Below are 25,459 nucleotides of genomic sequence, written 5' to 3'. Positions count from 1 at the left end.
GCTTTTTGCGCTCATGACTGCACTCCCTTGAGGATCTTCTGATTCAGCTCGTCAAACTCGCCGTTGGCCCGAAACACATAGATGCCGGTCAACACGAAGGAGGAGAGGATGAGTCCTACCCCGACCGGAATGCCACGGGTGACGGTGGTGCTGTCGCTGAGCGGGGTGCCGAGCCAACCGGGGGCAAAGGCGATGAGCAGAATAAACGCCAGGTAGAGTCCCAGCATCAGAGCCGAGAGGGCCCAGGCAAAACGCTGGCGCTTGGCGACCAGCTCCTGGAAGTTGGGATCTTGCTGGATCCTCAGATAGCTTTGCTGTTCCATTGCAGTTCTCCATGACATGAGTGTCAGCGGTGGATGGGGTAACCCCGACGAGCAGGTAATCTGCTCATGTAGGCAAAATGTGAATTAAATGTTATTTGTCGACAATTAGACTTTGGGATAAGCCAGTGGCGAGCCGCAGGTCAGGCGCAGATAGATGAGCGCGGCCGTGGTGGCATCGGCAAGGGCATCGTGGGCGGGCAGGGATGGGAGTTCAAGGTGGCTGCAGATGGCACTCAAATGGAGGTCAATAGCCGCATCGGGATAGCGACGATAGAGGTGGTCGTGATAAAGCTGGCTCACCTCGATCCCTCGCTGGGGCAGGGTCAATCCCCACAATTTCTGGCAGGCGAGATTGAGAATACGCAGGTCGTAGGCGATGTGATAGCCCACCAGTTCACGGGGGCCGATAAAGTGAAGCAGCAGGCGCAGAGCGGCTTCCAGCGCCATCCCCTGTTGCAGATCCTGATGGCGCAGACCGTGGATCACCACAGATTGGCTGGTCAGGCTGGCCGGTGGCTGTATCTTGATGGCGAGGGCCTCGCCGGTCAGCAGCCGGTTGCCCTGAATGCGCACCGCCCCGATGGAGACGATCTCGGCCTGCTCGGGATCGAGACTGGTGGTCTCGAAATCGAGGGCGACCCGTTCATCTTCGGGTGGGGTGGCAAAGAGCGGCGCGAACTCGCCCGTTCGGAACGCGCGGCCATACCAGTAGCGTCGAGCGCGGCTCAACATGGCTATTGTCTCAGACGAAAGTGCAAGGTGAGCCACTGCTGGAACTTCTTCACTTGATGCAGCGCCTGGCGCAGCAGATCACGTTCGCTGTGGCTGAGCTCGCTTGTCTGCACCCGACTATTGCCCCCCTTGAGCTGGCTGCGCAGCCTCAGCCGGATAAAGAGCCGGAACGCCTCCGCCAGATTGCGCCATAGTCGGCACTGAGCCGCTCAGCGGCCACCAGCGCATCGATGCGCCCCAGGGTTGAGGCCTCCAGACTACCTGCCTCAAGGGCCAGTATGCGGATGCCGTGCACCAGCGGGAACAGGCCACCCCGTTTCAGATCCAGCCCTTCCGGTGGCTGCTCCAGCCTGCCAAACAGGGTGAGGGGGGCATGAAAGGCCACTGCCGGCCGCACCATCTCCGCCAGCAGATCCCGCCTGTTCGCCAACTGCTCGCGTAGCGCTCTGGCAACCGGCAGATGGAGCTGTCGATCCCCCGCGATGGGGTGAGCATCGGCCAGGGTGGCGAGCCAAAGCAGCTCATCCTCCTTTGCCGTGGTGCAGGCGCTGGCAATGGCGCTTTGCCACTCGCTGCCTGTTTTTACCCAGGCCGGATTGTTCACCATGACTTGGCCGGGACAGAGAGGGTAGCCGAGGCGCTCCAGTAGGGCGCTGAATTCGGCGAGATCGGCTGTCTGGGTGGGCCATGTCAGCCCCTCTGGCAGGATCAGGGCGTTGTCCTGATCGGTTTTGAGGATCTGCTCGCCGCGCCCCTCCGAGCCCAGCATCAGCAGGCAAACCTTATCCTGCACCTCGGGGGGGATCACCAGCGCAAAGGCTTTGGCGATCAGCTGTTCGTTGATGGTGGCGATCAGCTTCATCAAAAAGGCGGTGTGGATCCCTTGGGCAAACAGCGAGCGGGTCAATTGTTGCTGCTCGCGGGCCACCACTTCCAGCGCTGGCAGGCTGTCGGCGCGGGCGATACGCAACGTCAGCACGTGGGAGTGGGTCGAGAAGAGCCCCAGCACCTGGGTCAGTTGCAAGATCCCCGCCACCTCGTTGCCACGCCACACCACCAGTCGCTTGATACGATGGCGGGTCATCAGCAGCAGGGCATCAAACAGATAGCTCTCCAGCGGCAGACCAATCAGAGGAGTAGGGGTCAGCACCGAGAGGGGGGCCGTCAGCGGCAATCCCTTGAGGGTCAGGGCATGGAGCAAGGTCTTGCGGGTTGCCAGCGTGAGGGAGCCGTCGTGGGCCGGGTAGAGCAGGCAATCGGTCCCCTTGCTCACCATGGCTTCGGTCGCCGCCAGCAGTGACAGCTTGCTGTCGACGATAAGCGGTGCCTGCAGGTGGCCGGGTTCGATGCGGGTCAGGATAAATTCCGCCAGATTCTTCTGACCCAGCTGTTCGCGCTGCTCCTGCTGGCGCTGACGCTCGGCCAGATTGGCGGTGAAGTAGCTGGCAAACTGCGAGTCCTGCTCACAGAGCGCCAGAAAAGTGTGGCGAGGAATGAGCTGACAGAGGCTATCTTCCAGCGCGGTGAAGCGGTGGCGGCAGCGGCCATCAAACTGGGCGCGCACATCGAACAGGTCATCGACCCCGTAATCACCAAACTGGTGGTGAGGGGCCGACTCTTCCGCCGCCCCCTTGATGATGAGATAGAGGCCGGGAGGCTCGTCCCCCTCCTTGAGCAGAGTATCGCCAGCGCGAAAATAGCAGAGCGAGAGGTGACGGGAGAGCCGTTCGCGCGCCTCCTCATCCAGTCGGTCGAACGGTGGTCTGGCAAAATTGAACAGGGTTGACATGACAGCGTCCTCTGCTGGCTTGCGGCACTCATGCAGCTCCCAGTGTGACAAAGGGAGGGGGAGGCGACCAGCCGACTTTAGTCTCAGCTGTACCGCCTGTTCACACTCTGATAACGTGGTGGTATGACCAGTGAGTCAGTTTCAGGGATCAAGGAGAGGACAAGGGAGATGGAAAAACCAAGGGTCAAGTGCGAGATCCATGACGGGATTGCCGAAGTGATGCTGACGCGGGGGGATAAACTCAATGCGCTGGACCGCGCCATGTTCAGCGCCATCGATGAGACGCTGACGCAACTCGCCCGGCACAAGGGGCTGCGGGCGGTGATCCTGCACGGCGAGGGGCGGGCCTTCTGCGCTGGGCTGGATGTGAAATCCATGCTGAGACAGCCGGTGGCGGCGCTCGATATTCTCAAGCGTGAAGCGGACGAGGCGACCAATCTGGCCCAGCGGGTTGCCTATGGTTGGCACCAGCTGCCGGTGCCGGTGATTGCAGTCACCCAAGGGGTCTGTTTTGGCGGTGGTCTGCAGATTGCGCTCGGCGCCGATTTTCGCTTCAGCACCCCCGATTGCCGCTTCTCGGTGATGGAGATCAAGTGGGGCATCATCCCCGATATGAGTGGCAGCGTCACCATGCGCAACCTGATGGGGGTGGATACCGCCATGGAGCTGGCCATGAGCGGGCGTGAGCTTGATGCCGTCGAGGCGAAATCCCTCGGGATGGTGAGCCGGGTCTGCGCCGATCCGCTGGTGGAGGCGCGGGAGTTTGCCCGCACCCTCATCACCAAATCGCCGGATGCACTGGCGGGGATCAAGCAGCTCTACAGCCAGGCCTGGGCCCGCAGCGATGAGGCGATGCTGAAGGAAGAGACTCGCTTGCAAAAGCAGATCCTGGGACGTCCCAATCAGTGGCGGGCCACCCTTAACAGCCTGTTTCGTTGGCGTCTGCCCTTCGGGCCGCGCCGCAATCCGCTCTGATTGCGAGCTGCACGAGCGATCTACGGTATGCCCGACTACTTGGGCGGCCTGCAGTCGGCGCTGCTCAATCAGGATGCCACCCTGTTTCGGCGCAAATACTTCCTCAACGGCGCCCACATGGGCTTCATCTTCTACGCCACCGACCCGAACATGGACGACGACACCGAGGAGGAGATGAAGGAGATGATCGCCAGCAGCAAAGGGGTAGGGAACTTCCGCTCCATGTTCGTCAACATCCCGGACGGCAAGCCCGATGGCATCAAGCTGATCCCGGTGGGGGACATTGCGACCAAGGACGAGTTCGCGGCCATCAAGGGGATCACCGCCCAGGACGTATTGACCAGCCACCGTTTTCCGGCGGCGCTGGCCGGCATCATCCCGACCAATGGTGGGGGAGGGCTAGGGGATCCTGAGAAGTACGACGCGACCTATGCCCGCAACGAGGTGCTGCCGCTGTGCGAGCTTATCCAGGATGCCATCAACAGCGCGGGACTCCCGTCTCCCTGCGGGTCGATTTTCGGGAGAATATCTGTTCAACTGTATAAACAAACAGTGCTTGCTGTGGCAAGATAGGCTGTTGATTTGGATAGAAAAGGGGGCGTAATGCGGGTTTATTGCAAAGTGTGTGGCCAGCGGGGCCGCATTACCAAGACCAACCGACTGAGCGATGATGTCTCGGATCTCTACTGCCAGTGCACCGATGCCGAGTGTGGCCACAGCTTGGTGGCCACCTTGTCGTTTGCCCACACCCTAAGCCCCTCGGCCAAGACCACCAACCAGCTGGTGCTGAGCTTGATGGGGTCATTGACGCCAGAGGGGCGGCAAATGGTACTTAAAGGACTGGGGGCGCAATAGCGTCCCCAGTTGTTCTTCCCTATTCACTCGGCATCGTCATTCATTATTGGTGTGATCATGTTGCGACCTAACGTTATTTCTAACCATCCATTTTCTACAAAGAAAGTGAAATGGATTAGGTGTAAAAGGTCAGTGTTGAAAAAATCATTCGATTGGCTTTTTGCTGAGTTTTCTCTTCACCCATTTCCAAGCGTATACAAACGGAAGAAATACTAAGAACCACAATTTTTTAGCAAAAACAGCGGCTAGGGCGAAAGCGCCTGCTTTTGCAACCGCTTTTCCTGTTGCCAATTTGTAGACTAGTGCACCCACGCCTGCTGCGGCTACTGCATCTGTGCCAGGAACATAATCAGAATATTTGAAACCTTCACTATAATTATAGTTTTTTAACACAGGTTCTAGCACTTTTTCTGTGCTGGTAAACTGTTCTGGTGACCCTATCCAAAATATTTCTGTATATCCTTCACGCCCTAATTTTAGAGCCTTTGCATTAATGAATTTATTGTTTGCAGCATCATGGCCTGATATGGCCCAATATACAGTGTCTTTGAGACTATCCAAATGAGGTTTGTGCCCACCCATCTACATATAAATCAAGGTAACCTTCTCCTTTTAATTTATTTACCTCGGTGGTACCTCTTTGTATTTCTTTAAGCATTGCATCTTTATCAATGTTTTCACCCCAGTCATCCTTAGTTAAATAACCAGTTTTATTTAGTTTATAGATGACTTGTGAATCTACTTCTGGCCCCTGAACCCTCAATATTACAGCATCTGGGTGATAGTTCTTGTGTCCCTGCGTTATATACATGTATTCATCGGCATCTTTACCAATTACTAAAAAATCATTCTCTGTTGTTGTTACTGTCGCTTTATTGTCAGAGATCGAATAAGATTTTGGTACTTGCTGCCAATCAAGTTCCTTTAGTTTGTTTATATATTCATCTTCTGATGCTGATGTTTGTATGGAAAAAATAAATAGAATAAAAAATAATTTTTTCATTTAATTGCCTTGACGATTATCGGTGTTTTCTACTAACAATGAATAGATTGGAAAATAGTTTTTAACGATTGATGTAGTAGTCCGTATAATACCTCCCAACTCTCATGACTGACACTGAAACATTGCCTATAGATCATGATATTCCTAGCCTGTCCCTACTGTCTAGCGGTATTCGCACGAAGCCCTTGGTTGGGTCAACGTTTACCAAAAAAATATATACTTACAGTTCAATTTCAACTGTTGTATTAATTTTGTTGGTGACCTATGTTGATGCGTTGAGTGTTTTTTTAGCTCGTTGTTAAGGTGGGAGGGTTAGGTGCTGCTAATCAAGGTTGTCGTGTGTGGTTGGCTGCTCCATGGCTGGTCTTGACGGCCTGTATCCGAGATATGGGGCATTGACCTGCGGCTGTTGGCCAAGCTAGAGGCGCAGGGCATCAAGACCGTGTCCGACCTGGTCGCCGCCGACCCCAAGACACTGCGGCGCCGCTATAGCGTGGTGGTCGAGCGCATAGTGCAGGAGCTGCACGACATTCCCTGCACCGAGCTGGAGCAAGAGGCCCAGGCCAAGCAGCAGAGCATTTGCTCGCGCTCGTTTGGGGAGCGCATCACCCAGATAGGTCCCATGCACCAGGCGCTGGCCGGCTACATGGAGCGGGCCGCCGAGAAACTGCGGGGGGAGGGGATGTGCTGCCGGCACGTGACTCTGTTCATTCGTACCAGCCCGTTCAGCGACCGAGAGCCCTATTACGGCATCCAGGTAAGCACCAAGCTGGCGATGCCCACCCATGACACCCGTGCTTTGCTGACCCTGATCCCCGAGCTGCTCCCCCGCATCTGGCGCGACGAACAGCATTACCAGAAAGGTGGCGTGATACTGGCCGATTTCACCCCCGCCAGCATGCAGCAGGGAGACTTGTTCGCCGCACAGCAGCAATCCCCGCGCAGCGAGGCGCTGATGCAGGTCATCTACAAGATCAATCAGGGACGGTTGGGGAAGGTCTACTTTGCGACCCGTGGCCGGGATACTCGAGAGTGGATGATGAAGCGGGAGCAGCTAAGCCCCCGCTATACCACCGCGCTCGGCGAGCTGCCTGTGGTTAAGTGAGTTATGCGATACCTATCTTTACCCATGCTCCGACGCAGAGTTCGGCCACAGTTGGGTGGCTACCGTGTCGTTTGCTCACACCCGAAGGTCCTCGGCCAAGACCACAAACCAGCTGGTGTTGAGCTTGATGGGATCACTCACGCCGGAGGTGCAGGAGACCGTCTTGAAAGGACTGGGGGCGTATGCTGTGCTCCTATCAAGGGATGGAAAAACGCTAACCTCACTTGATAGAGCCCCATCCAGATAAAAAATAATTTATTTACGTAAACACTGGAATGGGCCCTTTAGAGGCCCATGTTATGGCTTAAAATTGCAGCTTCTGAAATATGAACGTTTTGAAAACACAGTTTAAGGAGAAGTCCATAGCACTAAACTCCATAACACGAGCTGCAACCACTGTAGCTCAGTTATACATGATGCTCATGTAATATAATCGGATTGCTATCTGCAGTTTTAAAAATATGAATCACATTGGAGTTATCTTTTTGAATAGTGCAAAAATTATTGTTGTTATCTGCTAGTAAAATAATGTCGGCGGACGGACCTTGAGAGAAGTTTATGGAATCTACTACAAGATTAGTTACTTGGGGCTGGATCAGTAGCAAATTTATAATATCTCCAACAGAAACCACATTAAAGGAAAATAAATTAGCTAATATAATATTGTCATTTACATTATGTGTTGCCATGATGAGCTCTTAATTTTTGTTATATCAAAACGTCGTGTTTGTTTTTTAGCGACGCTACGTTATGAATTGTGATATGTTTATCTGTTAGAGGCCAATCCTAAAAACTCTATAATGAGTGATTGTTCTCTCTTTGTTAAGATATCATCTTTTGTGATTATCATATTGTAAGACGATATCACAGAAAACGAAAATAAAGATGCAAGTATATACAAATGGCAGAGCAAACCATCAATATCTTGATTATGATTTGCCTCAAGAACTTGTGATGCATATGTCATATGAGTATATTGGCTTAAATGGTGATATTCTAGTTTTCCATACTGAGCAACCATCGGTGTTAATTCGGCTAGATCAGACCAACTTAAAGTTCTTTCACTATTTACTCTCCATTCTCCTGATTTAATTTTTTTCTTCAGTTCTTTCGGTAAATTTTTATAAATTTCAAAAGAACTTATTTTTTGCAAAACTTCATTTTTATTGGTAGTGGCGGCCTCATATAAATCCAGTGTGTTGTCAGGCTTATATTTAAGCTCCTTATACAAATCCAATGTTCTTATTTGTGATAATTCTCCTGATAGTTTATATATAAGATACTTAAAGGCTCTCTCGTCAACTGAATTGACGCTTCCAAACATACCATCAGATACTAAATAATGATGTACCAAATATATTTCATGTGCAGACCTAATAAGTATATTAATAGATCTTATGTCTAGATAGCTGATATCAGGATTAAAAACATATTGAGTTTTTTGTGAGAGCGCCAATATTGTATTGTATTGTATTGTTTGAAGAAGGAGTTAAATAGATTTTGCCTAATTCTTTCTGATTCAGAAAATAATTTTCTGCGATTTTCTAAAAATTGTGAAACTTTGCATAATACCGAAAATATTATTTCTGGAACCTCTTTGTTTTCAATGCTATTAATATGAGCCTTGTATTCTTCCTCACTTAACATGTTCACACCTTGAACAACTTAACCATAATATTCAGCCCATATAACGCTGAAACGTGGCCCCGAAAACACATTTAAAGACAACGCTATCAGTCTGTTAATGGTGCTGGACGTATTCGCAGGAACTCCTCTTTTGGCTCCGCTTTTGTAACGGAGCAACAATACACTCAAGGAACTGGAATTGAAAGCTCCACAAGGCCTTCTCCTCGTGAACAACTCAGGACTGTTATCGAGGCAATTAGTATCACATTATGTAGCTGGTCAAGATGTAGGGCTGTGGCCTCATATGTTGACGATGGTCAGCACGACCGAGTACTGCTGGATTGCTCCTTGGGTTGAGATGTTCGACGACGCTTGGGGTGGCGTGCTCGGTGATGTTGCCCGGTGCTATTCAGATAGGGCTGCTCACAGAGCCGTCATCTGCTTACAGAACCGGTACTTTGGGGAGGCTGGCTCTGGTCTGCATTGGGTTAGGTATCTCGGGGCGGTAGCCGACAGGCCAGCGTTGCTGCAGGACGCAGGTCACCCGATTGTCCAGCCGGCGGTACTCTTACCGGCTGACGGTAAGCTTGCTACTCATGTTCATGCCTACTCCTCGCTGTAGTCTCCCTGCTCCTGCATCCACTTCGGCACATCTAATCCTTCCAGCACCCGCCACATTTCTGACTGATAGGGCTGTGGCAGCATCTCGATCCACTGGTGTGTCCCTGCATGGCCTTGTGCCTGGTAGACCTTGCCGCACAGCTCAACCAGCATTGGCCAGTCTTGCTCCCCTTCCGGTACCGCGAACTCATCCGGCTGTTCCTGTTCGGCGGGCGGCAGTTTTTCTGGCTGCCAATACTGTTCGCTTGGTAACGATCGGCTCGACTGCACCTGGCCGTTCTGCAGCCAGAGGGTGAAACCGTCCGTGCTGACACTGGCGCCAGCCTGCAAACGCTCGATAGAGAAGGGCGATAATCCCCATTGTTGCCTCATGATCTGGTCCGTAAAGACATCAGGATCCGGTAGCGTACAGTTATTGTCAGAGCTCCAAGGTGCCGGGCTGTCGCCCGTCTTAACCCCAACCCCCCTCGCTGCAATCTCGGCTGTTCTATTGGCAACATAGGTACCTGCAGGCATCACTTCCCACCCTTGCAGGCGGGTCTTGCAGCACTGGCTTGGGTGGGCCAACCAGCTCGGCATTCTTCTTTGCGTTGCTGATGCGGCGCAGCTCGCGCCATACCCCGACTGGGGCGCCGCCGATCTGCTGGAAGGTGCGAATGCCCCACCAACTGGCCCAGGCCACGGCATGCAGGGCGCCCTCATCGGCGGCGGTGCCAGCCTCTTCGTCGTCGTCCAGGTAGGCGCCGTCGATGTTTTTGGCAATGTATTTGGCGATATAGCCCGCGGCATCGCCCTTGGCCGGGTCTATCTCTTTCCAGTCGAAGCGGGGAGTAAAGTCGGTAAAGGGTGGGGCGCCCTTGATATCCCGTACCAGCTCTTCGTGGTCATCGGTCAGGGCATAGCGTTGCAGGATGCCGATCACCCGGTTGCGATCTTCCGGGCGCATAAATAGCAGCAGGTGCCAGTGCGGGGTACCGTCGTGGTGAGCCTCGCACACGCGAAATCCATAAACGGGGGCGTTCCACCGTTTGAGGGCGGCCACTTGATATTTCATCAGACGATGACTTATGCCCACTTTGCACCGGATTATCTCAATGACGCTGTCCGCTTTAACCCGTTGGAAAACCATCTTAAACCAGCTTGATCTTCCTCGAGAATGGGCCGAAAAAAGTGTCCACATTTTGCCAATTTGGGTGTCTTTTCACGTCCCAAAGTGTCCCCTTGTGTGGCACTTAACTCCTTAATTTGAATATAACTTGTTGAAATTAAATAAATAAAAATGGCAGCCGAGGCTGCCATTTTTTATTGATGTCTTATGTCGTTCTGGTTCAGAAGGTCTTGCGATCCTGATCCGGCTCGAACTGATGGCCAGATTTCTCCAGTTCCAGGTTCTCTTCGGAGCGCTTGCCCACCCAGTAATCGGCGTTCTTGATGCCGAGCTTCTCCGGGTGGAATACGGGGTCAATCCCTTGTGCCTGCTGCGCTTCATAATCCTTCAGACAGGTGAAGGCGGTTTTTTGCAGCAGCAGGATGGCGATGATGTTGAGCCATGCCATCAGGCCGACCCCGATATCACCCATGCCCCACGCCAGATCTGCTGTCTTGACGGTGCCGTAGACAGTGGCAGCCATCAGCGCAATCTTCAGCAAGAAGGTGAGCCAGGGGCGATTTATCTTGCGGTTGATGTAGGCGATGTTGGTTTCGGCGATGTAGTAGTAGGCAACGATGGTGGTGAACGCGAAGAAGAAGAGCGCGATGGCCACGAAAATGCTGCCAAAGCCCGGCATCATGCTCTCCATAGCGGTCTGCACATAGCCCGGACCTGCTGCGATACCGGCAATACCCGTGTAGATGGCGGCGCCGTCCGGCCCTTGTACGTTATAGAGGCCGGTGATCAGCAGCATAAAGCCGGTGGCGGAGCAGACGAACAGGGTGTCGATATAGACGGAGAACGCCTGCACCAGACCCTGCTTGGCCGGGTGACTCACTGCCGCAGCAGAGGAGGCGTGCGGCCCGGTACCCTGACCCGCTTCGTTGGAGTAGACCCCGCGTTTTACCCCCCACATGATGGCCAGACCCAGAATGGCACCGAAACCGGCATCCAGACCGAAGGCGCTTTTCCAGATCAGCAGGATCACGCTCGGCAGCTGGCCGATATTCAGGGCGATGATGACACAAGCCACGATGATGTAGCCGAGCGCCATAAAGGGCACCACGGTACTGGCGAAGCTGGCGATACGCTTGACGCCACCGAAGATAATAAAGCCGAGCAGCAGCGCCAGACCGGCGGCGGTGACGTTCGGATCGATATTAAAGGCGGTCTGCAGGCTTGAACCGATGGAGTTGGCCTGCACGCCCGGCAGCAGCACGCCGCAGGCGAAGACGGTCGCGATGGCGAAGGTCCAGGCGTACCACTTCATGCCAAGCCCTTTCTCGATGTAGAAGGCCGGGCCGCCGCGGTATTCACCGTTGATCTTCTCTTTGTAAACCTGACCCAAGGTGGACTCCACGAAGGCGGAGCTGGCGCCGAGGAAGGCGACCATCCACATCCAGAACAGGGCGCCCGGGCCACCGAAGGTGATGGCGGTGGCCACACCGGCGATGTTACCGGTACCCACACGACCGGCCAGAGTCATGGCCAGCGCCTGGAAGGAGGAGACACCGGCATCGGTGCTCTTGCCATCAAACATCAGGCGCACCATCTCTTTGATATGACGCAGTTGCAAAAAACGGGTGCGCAGGGAGAAGTAAAGACCGACCCCCAGACACAGGTAGATGAGCGCAGGGCTCCAGATTACACCATTGATGGTATTGACGATTTCATTCATGTACAACAACTCCTTTGTTGTGTTTGTGGCGCTGTCTTGGCGAGATCTTGGCCTCGCTCTCTGTCACTGTTTTCGGCCCTGTTTGTTAACAATCCAGTTAACAAATGAGCGCGAGGTTGAGGGGTTAAGCAGAGCGCAAACACGCGCCATGCATGGCTTGTAACATATCGAGTTGTATCGGTGCTTCCCAGCGAAAAATGTTGCCTTGTTGCAAATTTGTGAATTGACAAGGGTGGGGGGATAATGGCAGGCAGCGTTTTCTATGAGTAAAGATGAGATCCTCCTTGTTGATCTGCGCCGGACAATGTGACGGGCGTAACACAATGGAAAGCAAACATGAGGCCAACAATGAAAAATGACCCTGAGACGTTGACGATCCGTCCCCATGAGGCCGACGACGGGAGCGCAATCGCCCACCTGTTCACCCAATTGGGGTATCCTGCCGAAGGCGCTGACGTGACGGCGCGCCTGTTGGCGCCGGATCCCGCGAGCGTTGTGCTGCTCGCCTCTCAGGGCGACAAGGTGGTCGGCGTGCTGGTGTGGCACAAGCTGGCACCGCTGCATGTTGCACCAGCTTGGGGCCTGCTCTCGGCGCTGGTTGTCGATGAAGGGGCAAGAGGGGCGGGAGTGGGCGCAGCCTTGCTCAAAGGAGCAGAAGCGATGGCGCGGGCCGCAGGTTGCGCCCAGCTGGAGCTATCCAGCAGCCTCAAGCGCGAGGCGGCCCACCGTTTCTATCTGGCGCAGGATTATCAGGAGCGGCCGAAACGGTTCGTCAAACTGTTGTGACCTGTTGTTTGCATCAAAAGAAGGAGTAGGCGTGCTGGGATGGTTCAAATGGCTGGGTGGTCGCCCGCAAACGTCCATGAGTGAGGATGAGTTGGCATTGTGGCGTCAGGCGCTGGCGGCTGTGCCCATCTTGCAAGGGCTCAGCGACACCGAGCAGACGACGCTTATCGGGTTGGGGCAACAGCTGCTCAAGCGCAAGACCCTGACCCTGATCGGGGTCGAGCTCAGCCGCCGTCAACAGGCGGTGCTGGCGCTGCAGGCGGCGTTGCCCATCTTGCACCTTGGCCTTGACTGGTATCGCGGCTTTCACGAAGTCATCATTATTCCCGAGCCCGTCACCCGGCGCCAGGAGGTGCAGGATGAGTTCGGGCTGGTGAGCGAGTTTGAAGAGGAGAACGCCGGTGAATCCTGGCCGCAAGGGCCGCTGGTGCTGGCCTGGAGCGAACTGCAGCAGGATGGCGACTGGGACGGCTTTAATCTGGTGATCCACGAGCTGGCCCATAAGCTCGACATGCTGGGCGGTGAGGCGGACGGCGCGCCGCCGTTGCCGGGGCAGATGAGCAGCCAGCTGTGGCAACAGGCCTTTCAGACAGCCTTCGACGAGTTGTGCCAGCAGCTCGACCGGGACGAAGTGACCGCCATCGATCCCTATGCTGCCGAACATCCCGCGGAGTTTTTCGCCGTCAGCTGCGAGTGCTTCTTTACCGATCCGCTGCGGCTGCAGCAGGTTTATCCTGCGGTATACCGGCAACTGAGCCAGTTCTTTAGCCAGGATCCCGCGCAGCGTTTTCCCGCGACCCGCTTGCTGGCGGGGGAGGCGGACGCCGGGTCACTTACCTGATAACCGATCGATTGAATGGTTATTCGAGATAGCAAAAAGGCACCCGAGGGTGCCTTTTTCACAATCTGAGTGGCTTGCCTATCAGGCAGCGGCTTTCAGCTGTACTGCGGCGGCTTTCTTGTGATCGCCGATCGGCATCACGGTGCGGCCGAACTGCTCGTTGATCACGGTGGCCATGGCCAGGTAGATGGCGCTGGCGCCACAGATGATGCCTTCGAAACCGGCGATGGTGCCGATCAGGGTGCTGCCGGTGAAGTCACGGGCGGCCAGCAGGAAGAACAGCACGGTCAGGGAGGCGAACACGAACTGCTTGGCGCGCGGGTAGTTGATGGTGCCAACCAGCATGAACAGGGTGAACATGCCCCACATCAGCAGATACCAACCCATGTAGGCGTGCGGAGTGGCTTCGGCCAGACCCATGGTTGGCATGATCAGCAGGAACACCAAGCTCAGCCAGAACAGGCCGTAGGAGGTGAATGCGGTCACACCGAAGGTGTTGCCACGCTTGTACTCCATGATGCCAGCGATGATCTGGGCGATGCCGCCGTAGCACAGGCCCATGGCCAGGATCATGGCGCTGATGGGGAAGAAACCTGCGTTATGGATGTTCAGCAGGATGGTGGTCATACCGAAACCCATCAGACCCAGAGGGGCAGGGTTGGCCAATTTTTCGCTCACGTGGCGTTCTCCAAAAATAGAGGTGGGGGTTAACAAAAGACGCGCGATTTTAGGCAGGCTGTGGCGCGCCCGCAAGGGGGCAAGGGGGATAAATCGTAAAAAAACTACGTGATTATTTGCATCAGAGGCCAAACGCTCACCAGGACAGGCTGTTTGGTGAGCAAAAGGTGTCAAAATAGTTGAGGTGTTGTATTTTTATTACGCTTTTACGCTTTTACGCAGTGCGGCGGCGTCACTGATCCAGTGTCAGGATCACTTTGGCTTCCTTGTCCTCTTCCTTGACCTGGCTGTCGAGCACGAACAGCCGCTCCGGGGCGATCCCCTGGCTGTCGACCAGAAACTCCTTGGTATTTTGCGCCCGGCGCATGGCGAGATTGCGCAGGGATTTGGCGGTGATGAGCTGCTGATCCCGCAGCAGGATCACCGCCTGGGCCCGCAGTGCTGCGCTCTCTTCATCCAGATGGAGGCGATCGGCCAGATCATCCAGATCTTCGCCAAAGCGCTCTTCATAGGCCTGGGCCAGCGCCTCTTGCAGGGCGGGGTCCTGTTCCAGCAGGTCGAGATCTGCCTGATTGCCGGTGAGCTTGGCCAGTACCCGTTCCAGCTTTTGCCGTTGCAGGATGGGGCGCTCCTCGTTGAAGTTGACCTTGCCGCGAATGTTCATGCTGAGCTTGGGTCTATCCTTGAGGGCCTGCGCCAGCTTGACCAGTTTCTCCTGCTGGGTGGGGGTGAGATCGGGATCCCCCGGCAGGAAGGGAAGTTCGTCGAGATCTTCGGTGCCATCGGCCAGCGAGGCGAGCAGGGAGAAGGGGGAGGTGATCGCCTTGCTCAGGGTGTTGCCCAGCACATCCCAGAAAATATTGCCGATGCTGAAGTCCGGTTGATCGAGATCCCCCTTCACCTTGAGGTTCATCTGTATCACCCCGTTGGCATCGCTTAGCAGGGCGATGGCTAGCCCCAGCGGCAGATCCTTGGCCTGATCGCTCTTGATCTTCTCGCCCAGTTGCAGCTTCTTGATGGTGATGTCGTTATCCCCCTCCAGCCTATTGCCCTCCAGCTTGTAGTGCAGCTTCATGGAGAGCTGCCCCTTGTCGATGGCATAACCGGCATAGGTGCCCGAATAGGGGGTGAAGGTGGTGAGCTCCAGATTGTGGAAAGCGACCGCGATGTCGAGGATCGGGTTGGCCACCAGCAGGTTGGTACCGCCGCGAATGGTCACTGGCGCATAGCGATCCACCTTGCCGTTGAAGGCGAGATCGGAGCGTTGCCCCGGAATATTGCTGATATGGCGACTTTGGCCGCCCAGCGAGGCGATATCGGCCACAAAATCTTGGCTCAGGCTGCGGTCGGCAAAGCGCAGGTTGCCCTGCTCGGTGCGCAGCTGATCGATGGTGAAACGAAAGTCGGGAGCCTTGCTGCCTGCCTTTGCTTCAGTACTTTTTGCTGCCGCCGGTTGCGGCAACAGCAGCTGTTGCAGGTTGGTGGTGCCATCTTCGTTGATCTCGATGCGGGCGAAGGGCTTATTCAGGGCAATGTCCTTGATCCGCATCTGCTGGCTGATGCCGTCGTACGTCAGACCGGTGAGAGCCAGGGTGTTGAACTCCAGCAGCCGCTGATTGTCTGCCCGATCGACCACCTTGAGCCCGTTGATATCGAGCCCCCCTTGCAGGGTCAGCTTGCTCAGATCGCCTTGGGCGGTGGTGGCGAGATCAAGGCGGGTCTTGCTGCTCAGCAGCCCGTTTTGCACCTTGATACGCACCAGATCGGCCAGATAGGGCTGTGCCAGCGTGAGGGGCAGCCCCTGCTGGTTGATGTCGCCGCTTAGGGTGAAGGGGCTCAGGGTCAGTTGGCCATCAAAGGCGAGGGGGCTGCTCTGGTTGAAGTGGGTGGCCAGAGTCAGTTTGCTCGGTTGCTCCCCCTTGCTGCCCAGTGGCCCCAGCACCAGCTTGAGGCCGGAGAGCTGGCGTGCCTGCGGTTTGCCGCTGCTCGATTCGGTGAGAGTGAGATCGCCCTTGTCGATAAGGATCTGCTTGATCTGCCACTGCCAGGGTTTGTCTGCCCCGTGTTTCTTGCCGTTACCGGCTGTCTTTGCTTGTTGTGCCGACTTGGGCGCCGCATTGTTGGCCACCTCGTTTGCGACGTGGGCCCCTTTGACGGGCTTGGCGGGGGCCTGTTCAATCAGCAAGTCAGCCAGATCCAGCTCCTGCTGTGGGTTGAGGGTGGCCTTGAGCAGGGGTTGTTGCAGAGTGACCTTGCCGATCTGGAGCGACTGTTTCTGGCCATCGACAGCCAATTCGCTCAGGGCCAGCTGGCCGAAGCGGGCAAATTCGTCGCCCTTGTGTTTTTTAAGCTGCCAGTTGTCCAGCGTCAGCTTGCCTTTGGACAATTGCCACAGTACCCCTTGCTTGCCCTCTTTAAGCTGGTACTCCACCTCTGTATTGGCGTGGCCCTTGGCCAGATCCAGCTTGAGATAGGGTGCCCAGAGCGGGGCGAAGGGTTTCAGGTCGACCTGCTTGAGGCTCACTTTGCCCTGACCCATGCCGTTCATCACATCGAGCTTGCCGTGAGCGGCGAGGCTGCTTTTGCCGTTGATGGCGGCGCTCAGCTGATAGGCGGTCGGGTGATTTGCCTCGGTGAGCAGGTTATCGAGCTTGAGGGCCACTTTCTCCAGATTGAGGGGCGGCAACCAGCCGGGTTCGCTCTCCTTGCGCTGATCCTGATAGCGCACATGGCCGTCAGTGACATTGACGCTGGCAATATCGACCAGCAGTGGGGCGCTGGCTATTTCGGGCTCGGGGGAGGGCGAAGGGGCGAGCAGGGTCGCCAGCGCATCGGTCAGATTGAGTCGAACCTCCCCCTTTTTGTCTGCCAGCCGTTGCAGCAGCACCACGGGTTTGGTCAGGGTGACGGCGGAAAGCACGACCCCTTTCTGCTGCCAGCTGGCTTGCAGGTCGGGGGTGATAAAGAGCTGCTCAAAACCGATGATGGGCTGCTGTTTGGCATCGAGCAGGGCGGTCGCGCCGAGGGTGAGAGATGGGTTGCGCAGCCCTACGTCAATCTCCCCCAGCGTCAGTTGCAGACCATAGTGCTCGGCCAGCCAGCCGGGCAGATAGCGCTGGATCAGACGGGGGGTTTGCCACAGCAGCAGAGTGATCAGGATAAGAAACAGCAGGAAAGCGTAGGCAAGGTAGCGCAGCAAGCGGAGCTTGGGTGACGCGGGCTCGGTGGTGTTCATTTGGTGCACTCCCATTTGGTTCCCGCCATGGTACAGAAAAGCTGGATAGTAATCATGGGGTTGCGTGCTGTTGTACGCCGTACTTTGTCCAAAGGCGATCCAGTTCCCCCTTTTGTTGCAGCGCTGCCAGCCACTGTTCCAGCTGGGCAGGGGTAATGGGGGCCTCAGGGTGAAGGATGGCGCGGTGTTGATACTGTTGATCCCATTTTTGCGAGATCAGCAGCTGATCGGCTGTGTCGGGATGGGCCAGCAGATACTGGTTAAGGTATGAGACGTTGAGAATGGCTACCTCGCCACGTCCTTTGAGCAGGGCTTGCAGGGCGCTGACATTGTCTTTGACCAGGGTGATATTGAGCTTGCGCTGCAGGTAGACGGGATCGGCATTGAACTGGCCCACGCCGTAGTGGTAGCCGGTCACCCCGATAAGATGATGCCGAGAGGGGTCATCGAAAAAGCGCTGATCCCGACCCACTTTGTTCAGGGCCACATAGACCTCACCACCACCTAAAAAGGGGGCTGTCATTTTGAATTTATTTGTGTCCCAGCCCCACTTGGTGTCTTCAAACAGCATCAGCGAGAAACGGCCCAGATCGAGCGCCTTGTAGCGGTTGGCGGCCGAGGTGGGAACAAACACGAATCTTACCTCTTGCTGGATCTCGTTTAGCTTGGCGATGAGGTCCAGCGTCAGCCCTTCATAGCTGGAATCGGGGAGTTTGACCACAAAGGGGGCATAGGGGTATCCACCAACCTTGATGAGGGGATGGCTCCAGCCAGAGAGGCTGAACAAGAGCAAAAACCAGCACCAATATCTCATGGGATCCCCAGGGCAATAGCTTGCTACCAGATTCGGTTAATCTGCGCCAGTTTTCAAGCTGTTAAGGGAATTAACACAGCGCTGTTCGGCGGCTTCCAGCTCGGCCATCACCATCTGGATATCCTCCAGTTGTTGGCGCAGTGCGTCGCGCTTTTCATCGATCAGCTGGATCATGGAGTGGAGCTGGGTTTTGCTCGATTTGTCGGTGTCGTACATATCGAACAGCTCGCGGATCTCGGCCAGGCTAAACCCCAGCCGTTTGCCGCGCAGGGTCAATTTGAGCCGGATCTTGTCCCGGTGGCTGTAGATGCGGGTTTGCCCCTCCCGCAGCGGGGTGAGCAGCCCCTCATCCTCGTAGTAGCGGATGGTGCGCGGCGTGACATCGAATTCGTGGGCCAGCTCCGAAATGCTGTAGGTGATCTCCTTGCCGGGCAGGGAACGGGACATGGTCATGACTCCTGTTGCTGGGCGTGTGGCTGGCAGAGGCGGGCACGCAGCCGCTCGGCATTGGCGTGCAGGGCCTGACCGACCCGCGAGCCGTTGGGGCGACCGAGCTGCTCGCTGACCCACTGGCCGGTGGCCGCCAGTTTGTCGAGATCCACCCCGGTCGTCATGCCAAGGCCGTGCAGCAGGTAGACCACCTCTTCTGACGCCACATTGCCGGAGGCGCCCGGGGCATAGGGGCATCCGCCAAGCCCCGCCACCGAGCAGTCGATGGTGCGAATGCCGCGCTCCAGAGCGGGTAGCAGGTTGGCCAACCCCTGGCCGTAGGTGTCGTGAAAATGGACCGCGAGTCGACCCGCCGGGATCTCGTGCAGCACCGCATCCAACATGGGCGCCACCGTGCCCGGAGTGCCAACGCCGATGGTGTCCCCCAGCGAAATTTCGTGGCAACCGAGATCCAGCAGTTGCTCGGCCATGGCAGCGACCCGTTTCGGGCGGGTCGGGCCATCGAACGGGCAGGCGATGACGGTAGAGAGGTAGCCGCGCACCTTGATGCCGAGGTGGCGCGCCTCCTGCACCAGTGGGGCGAAGCGCACCAGCGACTCCTCCACGCTGATGCCGATATTGGCGCGGGTAAAACCGTCGGAGCAGGCGGTGAAGAGGCCAATCTCATCGGCGCGGGCGGCAATGGCTGCCTGCAAGCCTTGCAGATTGGGCACCAGAGCGCCGTAACGGGTTGAGCCCTTGCGCGGCAGTGCCTCGAACAGCGCTGCGGAGTCCGCCATCTGCGGCACTTTTTTGGCAGAGACAAAGGCTCCCACCTCGATGCGTTGCAGGCCGCTGTCGGTAAGGCGCTGGATCAGCTCCAGCCGCTGTACCAGGGAGAGGGGCGCAGCTTCATTTTGCAGGCCATCTCGCGGCCCCATCTCCACCAGACTGACCCTGTCGTCACGGACGTCCTGTGATCGGTTCATGGGTGTTCCTCCTGTGAAGCAGTCTCTTCGGCAAAGCGCACCAGCACGGTTCCCTGGCTTACCTGCTCGCCCTGTTTGCACAGCAGGGCTTCAATTACCCCGTCCCGCTCTGCACGCAACTGGTGTTCCATCTTCATCGCCTCCAGCACCAGCAGGGGTTGCCCCTTGCTGACCGTTTGGCCAGGTTCGATCATCACGGCCACCACGATGCCGTGCATGGGGGCGATGGCGCCCTGCGCCTTCTCATTTGTCTGATCATGATGGTGGCTGTGCTGCCGATCATCGGCCGCGAAGCGGATGCGCTGGCCCCCCAGGGTCATGATGAAGGCTGCCTCCGAGCCTGCGACCGTCTGAATGGGGATCTGTTGCCAGCAGCCACCCTGCTGCAGCCGGATATTATCGTCACCTCTCTGGTAGCAATGAGTCTCCCCTTGCCACTCAAACTGGCCGCCATGATCGTGAAGGGTCAATACCCGGCGCTCATCACCAATGCGTACCGCCGCTGTCCAGCAGCGATCCGGCCCTAGCCGAAATCCGCAGGCTTGCTGCCAGGGGGAGGTGCCCGCAGGGCGGCTCGCCAGCCAGAGGGCGGCCAGCGGCCAGGCGAGCTCAGGAATGGGCCGTGCTGTGGTGGGTATGGGCCACTGGGTATGGTGACCCATGGCCAGGACGTCAGGCTCTTCACACAGGCGCAGCAACAGCGGTCCGTTGTGCACCAGCGGGCCGAGATCCAGCGCCGCCAGCGCATCGGCCAGTTTGGCGAACGCCTCGGTGCGGTTCTGGCCGTGGGCGATCAGCTTGGCGATCATGGGATCGTAATAGGGGCTGACCTCATCGCCAGCGGTAACGCCGGTGTCGATGCGCACGCCAACGGGCCAGTGGATCCAGTGGATAGGCCCGCTGGCGGGCAGAAAACCGGCCGCCACATCCTCGGCGTAGAGGCGCGCCTCCACTGCATGGCCGCGCAGCACCACTTCCTCCTGGGTGAGTGGTAGCGGCTTGCCTTCTGCCACGGCCAGTTGCCAGGCCACCAGATCCTGCCCGGTCACCGCTTCGGTGACCGGATGCTCTACCTGCAGCCGGGTGTTCATCTCCATAAAGAAGAACTCATCCTTGCAGAGCAGGAACTCGATGGTGCCAGCCCCCTGATAGTGGATGGCCTTGGCTGCGGCCACGGCTGCCTCCCCCATGGCGCGGCGCAGAGCCGGAGGAATGTCGGGGGCGGGCGCCTCTTCGATCACCTTCTGATGGCGTCGCTGCAAGGAGCAGTCCCTGTCCCCAAGATAGATGGCGTTGCCGAGGCTATCGGCAAAGATCTGTACTTCCACATGGCGAGCCTGGGGTAGATAGCGCTCCAGCAGCACCAGATCGTCGCCAAAGGCGGCCTTGGCTTCCCGTTTGACTGCCGCCAGCGACTCGTCAAAGTCGGCCAGCTGATCGACCCGGCGCATCCCCTTGCCACCGCCGCCACTGGCGGCCTTGATAAGTAGCGGGAAGCCAATCTGGCTCGCCTGATCGCGCAAGAAGTCCGGCCGTTGATCCGTGCCGTGATAGCCGGGCAGCACAGGAACACCGGCGGCCTGCATCAGCGCCTTGGCCCCCGATTTGTCGCCCATAGCCAGAATGGCGGCGCCGCTTGGGCCGACAAAACGCAGGCCGCGCTGTTCGCAGGCGGTGGCAAAATCACTGTTTTCCGACAGAAAGCCGTAACCGGGATGGATGGCATCGGCGCGCGCCTCTTTGGCAATCTTCAGCACCTTGCCGGTGTCGAGATAGCTCTCTCTGGCCGGTGCGGGCCCCAGGTGCCAAGCCTCATCGGCCAGACGGGTGTGCATGGCGTGGGCGTCGGCATCGGAGTAGAGGGCGATGGTGTGAATGCCGAGGCGTTTCGCCGTGTTGATGATGCGCACAGCGATTTCGCCGCGATTGGCGATCAGCAGACGTTTAATCGGGGTGTGATAGTTCATGTCTCATCCTTGAAACGGGGGCGCCAGGCGGGAGGGCGTTTGTCGAAGAAGGCCTGCATCCCCTCCTGGGCTTCGAGCCCCACCCGAACCCGGGCGATGGTCTCGACGGTTTTCTCTTCGTGCAGGCGGGAAGGATGGGCCTCTATGGCCGCCAGCAGTCGTTTGGTCTCTTTCATCGCTTCCGGCCCGTTGCGGCACAGACGAAGGGCCTGCGCCCGTCCCTCCGCCAGCAGTTGATCCGGCTTGCAGAGTTGATGTGCCACATTGAGCCGACAGGCGGTGATGGCATCGAACGGCTCGGCACTGAGCATGTAGCGGCGCGCCTGACGCATTCCCATGGCACGTACCACGTAGGGGCTTATCACCGCAGGCACCAGACCCAGGCTCACCTCTGAGAGGCAGAAGCGGGCGTCATCGGCGGCCAGCACCAGATCGCAGGCGCAGATGAGGCCCAGCGCCCCGCCATAGGCGGCCCCTTGTACCAGCGCCACCGTAGGGAAGGGGAGCTCATCGAGGGTCTGCATCAGCCGCGCCAGTACCCGGGCATCTTCGCGATTGTGCTCGAAATCGGCGTGGGCCAGATTGCGCATCCAGTTGAGGTCGGCGCCCGCGCAAAAGTGTTTGCCTTCGGCACGTAGCAGCAGGGCATGAGGGCGTTCGGCAAGATCATGACCATGGAGATGGGCCAGATCATCGAGGCAGTCGAGCAGCCCCAGCATCAGGTCGGCATCAAAGGCGTTGTGGCGGGCCGGGCGCGACAGCACCAGCTCGGCCAATGGGCCGTGCCGCTCCAGCCGAAACGGGCCCTGTGTTGAAGAGCCAAGTGCTGAGGAAGTAAGTGGATCTGACATCGTTTTGCTCCTTACATCCGAAAGATGCCGTACTGCTCGGGTTCAATGTGGGCACCCTGACAGGCGGCGAGCGCCAGCGCCAGCACGGTGCGGCTCTGGGCCGGGTCGATGACGCCGTCATCCCAGAGGCGAGCGCTGGCGTAGTAGGGGTGACCCTGCCGCTCATACTGCTCGATCACCGGGGCACGGATGGCGGCCGCCTCCTGCTCGCTCAAATCTTTGCCCTCGGCAGTCAGCTTGTCGCGACGCACCTGCACCAGCACCCCGGCCGCCTGCTCGCCCCCCATGACAGAGATACGGCTGTTGGGCCAGCTAAAGAGAAAATCGGGCTCATAAGCGCGGCCACACATGCCGTAGTTGCCGGCACCAAAGCTGCCGCCGACGATCAGGGTGATCTTGGGCACCCGGCTGCAGGCCACTGCGGTGACCAGCTTGGCGCCGTGCTTGGCGATCCCATCTTTTTCTGCGCTACTCCCCACCATAAAGCCGGTGATGTTCTGCAAAAAGAGCAGCGGGATGGCACGCCGGTTACAGAGTTGGATAAAGTGGGCCCCCTTCTGGGCACTGTCGCTGTGCAGCACGCCGTTGTTGGCGAGGAGCCCCACTTCCATGCCGCAAATACGGGCAAAGCCGGTCACCAGGGTGGTGCCGAACAGCGCCTTGAATTCGTCAAAATCAGAGCCATCCACCAGTCGGGCGATCAGTTCGCGGGCGTCGTAAGGACGTTTGAGACTGGTGCCCACCAGACCGTAGAGCTCCTCGATTGGGTAGCAGGGGGGCTCGTAGCCGGGGCTGCTCTCTATCGGCTCGTTACCCAGATGAGTAACCAGCGTGCGGGCGATGGCCAGCGCATGGGCATCGTCACGGGCCATATGATCAGCAACGCCCGAGTGGGCGCAGTGCACCTCGGCGCCGCCCAGGGCCTCGGCGCTGATCTCCTCGCCGGTGGCGGCCTTGACCAGCGGCGGACCCGCCAGAAAGATGGTGGCTTGCTCCCTGACCATGATGGATTCATCAGCCATGGCGGGCACGTAGGCGCCGCCAGCGGTGCAGAGCCCCATCACCACCGCCAGCTGGGGGATGTTCTGGGCCGACATGCGGGCCTGGTTGTAGAAGATGCGGCCAAAGTGATCCCGGTCGGGGAACACCTCGTCCTGCATCGGCAAGAAGGCGCCACCGGAATCCACCAGATAGAGGCAGGGGAGGCGCAGCCGCTCGGCGATGGCCTGGGCGCGCAGGTGCTTTTTCACCGTGAGCGGGTAGTAGGTGCCGCCTTTCACGGTGGCGTCGTTCACCACCAGCATGCAGAGCCTGCCCGAGACCCGGCCGATGCCGGTGATGATACCGGCGGCGGGCACTGGCTCGTCATAGACCTGCCAGCCAGCCAGCGCCGAGAGCTCGAGAAACGGGGAGCCCGGGTCCAGCAGCTGATTGATGCGCTCGCGGGGCAGCAGCTTGCCACGGGCCTGATGGCGGGCGTTGTTGGCCGCACCGCCCCCTAGCGCGATCTCGGCAATGCGGGCGTGGAGATCGTCGACCAGCCCCTGCATGGCGGCCCGATTGGCCGCATATTCCGGGCTCGCCGTGTCAAGGTGGGAGTGGATACGACTCATGCATTTTCTCCCATCAGCTCGCGGCCGATGAGCCAGCGGCGGATCTCCGAGGTGCCGGCGCCGATCTCGTAGAGTTTGGCGTCCCGCAGCAGGCGACCGGTGGGGTATTCGTTGATGTAGCCGTTGCCGCCGAGCAACTGGATGGCATCGAGCGCCATCTGGGTGGCGTTTTCGGCGGCAAACAGGATGGTTGCGGCGCAATCTTTACGGCTGGTGCGACCCTGATCGCAGGCGCTCGCCACCGAGTAGACCAGCGCCCGGCTGCTGGCGAGGCGGGTATACATGTCGGCGAGCTTGCCCTGCACCAGCTGGAACTCGCCGATGGCTTGACCAAACTGCTTGCGCTCACGCACATAGGGCAGCACTACATCCATGCAGGCCTGCATGATGCCAAGGGGGCCCGCCGCCAGCACCACCCGCTCGTAATCGAGCCCGCTCATCAGCACCTTGACCCCGCCGTGCAGGGTGCCCAGCAGGTTTTCCTGCGGCACCCGGCAGTTGTCGAACACCAGTTCGCAGGTGCTGGAGCCGCGCATCCCCAGCTTGTCGAGCTTCTGGGCGGTAGAAAAACCGGGAGTGCCTGCTTCAACGATAAAGGCAGAAATTCCTTTGGGGCCCGCACTGGTATCTGTCTTGGCATAGATGACGAAGGTGTCGGCATCGGGTCCGTTGGTGATCCACATCTTGTTGCCGTTTAGCACGAAGTGATCGCCCTCGCGCACCGCGGTGAGGCGCATGCTGACCACATCGGAGCCGGCTCCCGGCTCGCTCATGGCCAGCGCCCCCACATGCTCGCCGCTCACCAGCGGCGGCAGGTAGCGCGCTTTCTGTTCTGCCGTGCCGTGGCGGTGGATCTGGTTGATGCAGAGATTGGAGTGGGCGCCGTAGGAGAGGCCGACCGAGGCGCTGGCGCGACTCACCTGTTCCATCACCAGCACGTGGGCCAGATAGCCGAGGTTCACCCCGTCATACTCCTCCGCCACCGTGATGCCGTGCAGCCCCAGTTCACCCATCCGGGGCCAGAGATCACGGGGAAAGGCGTTGCTCTGATCGATCTCGCTGGCGCGTGGGGCGATCACTTTCTGGCAGAAGGCCGCAACCTGTTCGGTCAGGGCATTCAGGGTTTCATCCATCTGCATCCATGCTCTCCTTGCGGATATGACAGTCGGGTAGGAAGGTTGGTCGACCGGCTGACTCGGCGTTACGGCTGTCAGTGGTCGGTCCATTTTGTACTTCACTTCTGCCACAAGTTTACGTTAGCGTAAACGTAAATCAATTGTTAATCTGTTGTGTGTCGATAAAGCGGTGGTTGTGAGAGCGTCAGCAGCTACCACGACAACAGCGCCATAGTGGCAGATCCGACTGACGCAGTGTGTGGGCGCCGCGTCATAAAGCACTA

19 protein-coding genes and 5 pseudogenes are annotated in these 25,459 nt (G+C 57.8%); 7 read left to right on the top strand and 17 right to left on the bottom strand.

Translation table 11 applies throughout. The annotated features are described in order from the left end of the window. Window positions 1-11: 11 nt before the first annotated feature. From ACTG2O_RS16275 to ACTG2O_RS16265, 3 genes and pseudogenes are all read right to left on the bottom strand, one after another. Entirely contained in the window at window positions 12-323 is a 312-nt protein-coding gene (locus ACTG2O_RS16275; protein WP_005336970.1) for a DUF485 domain-containing protein, read from the bottom strand. Window positions 324-428: 105 nt separating this feature from the next. After that, complete coding sequence (locus ACTG2O_RS16270) at window positions 429-1,055, bottom strand: 3'-5' exonuclease (protein WP_439976345.1); 627 nt, start codon at window positions 1,053-1,055, stop codon at window positions 429-431. Between the two features lie 2 nt (window positions 1,056-1,057). Beyond that, window positions 1,058-2,844: pseudogene (locus ACTG2O_RS16265) on the bottom strand (putative nucleotidyltransferase substrate binding domain-containing protein). A gap of 168 nt (window positions 2,845-3,012) precedes the next feature. Here ACTG2O_RS16265 and ACTG2O_RS16260 point away from each other — a divergent pair. The 3 genes and pseudogenes from ACTG2O_RS16260 (at window position 3,013) to ACTG2O_RS16250 (ending at window position 4,674) form a co-directional block, all read left to right on the top strand. Then, entirely contained in the window at window positions 3,013-3,819 is an 807-nt protein-coding gene (locus ACTG2O_RS16260; protein WP_019446341.1) for a crotonase/enoyl-CoA hydratase family protein, read from the top strand. Window positions 3,820-3,837: 18 nt separating this feature from the next. Beyond that, a pseudogene (locus ACTG2O_RS16255) lies at window positions 3,838-4,364 on the top strand (phage portal protein); the annotation flags it as partial. A gap of 58 nt (window positions 4,365-4,422) precedes the next feature. Beyond that, window positions 4,423-4,674 carry an ogr/Delta-like zinc finger family protein gene (locus ACTG2O_RS16250; protein ID WP_019446339.1) on the top strand — a complete coding sequence of 84 codons (252 nt, stop codon included), beginning with the start codon at window positions 4,423-4,425 and terminating at the stop codon, window positions 4,672-4,674. 144 nt (window positions 4,675-4,818) lie between these two features. On the opposite strand, the pseudogene ACTG2O_RS16245 reads toward ACTG2O_RS16250, so the two are convergent. Next, window positions 4,819-5,677 (bottom strand): annotated as a pseudogene (locus ACTG2O_RS16245) (DUF2167 domain-containing protein). 409 nt (window positions 5,678-6,086) lie between these two features. Between ACTG2O_RS16245 and ACTG2O_RS16240 the strand changes: the two are divergent. Both ACTG2O_RS16240 and ACTG2O_RS16235 read left to right on the top strand, forming a co-directional pair. Then, entirely contained in the window at window positions 6,087-6,782 is a 696-nt protein-coding gene (locus tag ACTG2O_RS16240; RefSeq protein ID WP_236284550.1) for a DinB/UmuC family translesion DNA polymerase, read from the top strand. Continuing rightward, a pseudogene (locus tag ACTG2O_RS16235) lies at window positions 6,769-6,963 on the top strand (transcriptional regulator); the annotation flags it as partial. The gene ACTG2O_RS16240 and the pseudogene ACTG2O_RS16235, both read left to right, overlap by 14 nt. 226 nt (window positions 6,964-7,189) lie before the next feature. Here ACTG2O_RS16235 and ACTG2O_RS16230 read toward each other — a convergent pair. The 4 genes and pseudogenes from ACTG2O_RS16230 to ACTG2O_RS16215 all read right to left on the bottom strand — a co-directional run bounded on the left by ACTG2O_RS16230 (window position 7,190) and on the right by ACTG2O_RS16215 (window position 11,857). Beyond that, window positions 7,190-7,471 carry a hypothetical protein gene (locus tag ACTG2O_RS16230; RefSeq protein ID WP_156808822.1) on the bottom strand — a complete coding sequence of 94 codons (282 nt, stop codon included), beginning with the start codon at window positions 7,469-7,471 and terminating at the stop codon, window positions 7,190-7,192. 77 nt (window positions 7,472-7,548) lie between these two features. Beyond that, a complete protein-coding gene (locus ACTG2O_RS16225) occupies window positions 7,549-8,136 on the bottom strand; it encodes a hypothetical protein (protein ID WP_156808821.1) in 588 nt (195 codons plus the stop codon). A gap of 878 nt (window positions 8,137-9,014) precedes the next feature. Continuing rightward, window positions 9,015-10,068: pseudogene (locus ACTG2O_RS16220) on the bottom strand (replication endonuclease); the annotation flags it as partial. A gap of 289 nt (window positions 10,069-10,357) precedes the next feature. Next, complete coding sequence (locus ACTG2O_RS16215; protein WP_439976344.1) at window positions 10,358-11,857, bottom strand: alanine/glycine:cation symporter family protein; 1,500 nt, start codon at window positions 11,855-11,857, stop codon at window positions 10,358-10,360. 348 nt (window positions 11,858-12,205) lie between these two features. On the opposite strand from ACTG2O_RS16215, the gene ACTG2O_RS16210 reads away from it, so the two are divergent. Beyond that, window positions 12,206-12,643: a GNAT family N-acetyltransferase gene (locus tag ACTG2O_RS16210; protein ID WP_439976343.1), complete on the top strand. Its 438-nt coding sequence runs from the start codon at window positions 12,206-12,208 to the stop codon at window positions 12,641-12,643. A gap of 76 nt (window positions 12,644-12,719) precedes the next feature. After that, window positions 12,720-13,484: a zinc-dependent peptidase gene (locus ACTG2O_RS16205; protein WP_439976671.1), complete on the top strand. Its 765-nt coding sequence runs from the start codon at window positions 12,720-12,722 to the stop codon at window positions 13,482-13,484. Window positions 13,485-13,565: 81 nt separating this feature from the next. Here the strand turns inward: ACTG2O_RS16205 and ACTG2O_RS16200 are convergent, their stop codons facing one another. The 9 genes from ACTG2O_RS16200 to ACTG2O_RS16160 form a co-directional block, all read right to left on the bottom strand. Then, a complete protein-coding gene (locus ACTG2O_RS16200; protein ID WP_005336948.1) occupies window positions 13,566-14,162 on the bottom strand; it encodes an acetate uptake transporter in 597 nt (198 codons plus the stop codon). A gap of 232 nt (window positions 14,163-14,394) precedes the next feature. Then, window positions 14,395-17,397, bottom strand: coding sequence for a DUF748 domain-containing protein (locus tag ACTG2O_RS16195; RefSeq protein WP_439976342.1), 3,003 nt, complete (start codon window positions 17,395-17,397; stop codon window positions 14,395-14,397). 52 nt (window positions 17,398-17,449) lie between these two features. Beyond that, complete coding sequence (locus ACTG2O_RS16190; RefSeq protein ID WP_439976341.1) at window positions 17,450-18,211, bottom strand: substrate-binding periplasmic protein; 762 nt, start codon at window positions 18,209-18,211, stop codon at window positions 17,450-17,452. Window positions 18,212-18,247: 36 nt separating this feature from the next. Further along, window positions 18,248-18,658 carry a MerR family transcriptional regulator gene (locus tag ACTG2O_RS16185; RefSeq protein ID WP_047436889.1) on the bottom strand — a complete coding sequence of 137 codons (411 nt, stop codon included), beginning with the start codon at window positions 18,656-18,658 and terminating at the stop codon, window positions 18,248-18,250. Window positions 18,659-18,660: 2 nt separating this feature from the next. After that, a complete protein-coding gene (locus ACTG2O_RS16180; protein ID WP_149153042.1) occupies window positions 18,661-19,629 on the bottom strand; it encodes a hydroxymethylglutaryl-CoA lyase in 969 nt (322 codons plus the stop codon). Then, a complete protein-coding gene (locus tag ACTG2O_RS16175) occupies window positions 19,626-21,596 on the bottom strand; it encodes an acetyl/propionyl/methylcrotonyl-CoA carboxylase subunit alpha (RefSeq protein WP_439976340.1) in 1,971 nt (656 codons plus the stop codon). The genes ACTG2O_RS16180 and ACTG2O_RS16175 overlap by 4 nt, the downstream gene beginning before the upstream one ends. Further along, window positions 21,593-22,447 (bottom strand): enoyl-CoA hydratase-related protein, encoded by an 855-nt coding sequence (locus tag ACTG2O_RS16170; protein ID WP_236284558.1) that lies wholly within the window; start codon window positions 22,445-22,447, stop codon window positions 21,593-21,595. The genes ACTG2O_RS16175 and ACTG2O_RS16170 overlap by 4 nt, the downstream gene beginning before the upstream one ends. Before the next feature lie 11 nt (window positions 22,448-22,458). Continuing rightward, the gene (locus ACTG2O_RS16165; RefSeq protein ID WP_236284559.1) at window positions 22,459-24,060 is read right to left on the bottom strand and encodes a carboxyl transferase domain-containing protein; all 1,602 of its coding nucleotides are present in this window, start codon (window positions 24,058-24,060) and stop codon (window positions 22,459-22,461) included. Continuing rightward, window positions 24,057-25,199: an isovaleryl-CoA dehydrogenase gene (locus ACTG2O_RS16160; RefSeq protein WP_236284560.1), complete on the bottom strand. Its 1,143-nt coding sequence runs from the start codon at window positions 25,197-25,199 to the stop codon at window positions 24,057-24,059. The genes ACTG2O_RS16165 and ACTG2O_RS16160 overlap by 4 nt, the downstream gene beginning before the upstream one ends. Between the last annotated feature and the right edge of the window lie 260 nt (window positions 25,200-25,459).

Origin of the sequence: Aeromonas sp. 61P, assembly GCF_051919545.1 — a bacterium.
Taxonomy (GTDB): domain Bacteria; phylum Pseudomonadota; class Gammaproteobacteria; order Enterobacterales; family Aeromonadaceae; genus Aeromonas; species Aeromonas veronii.
The sequence above is the reverse complement of the archived record's forward strand: the minus strand, read 5'-3'. Positions and strand labels throughout refer to the sequence as shown.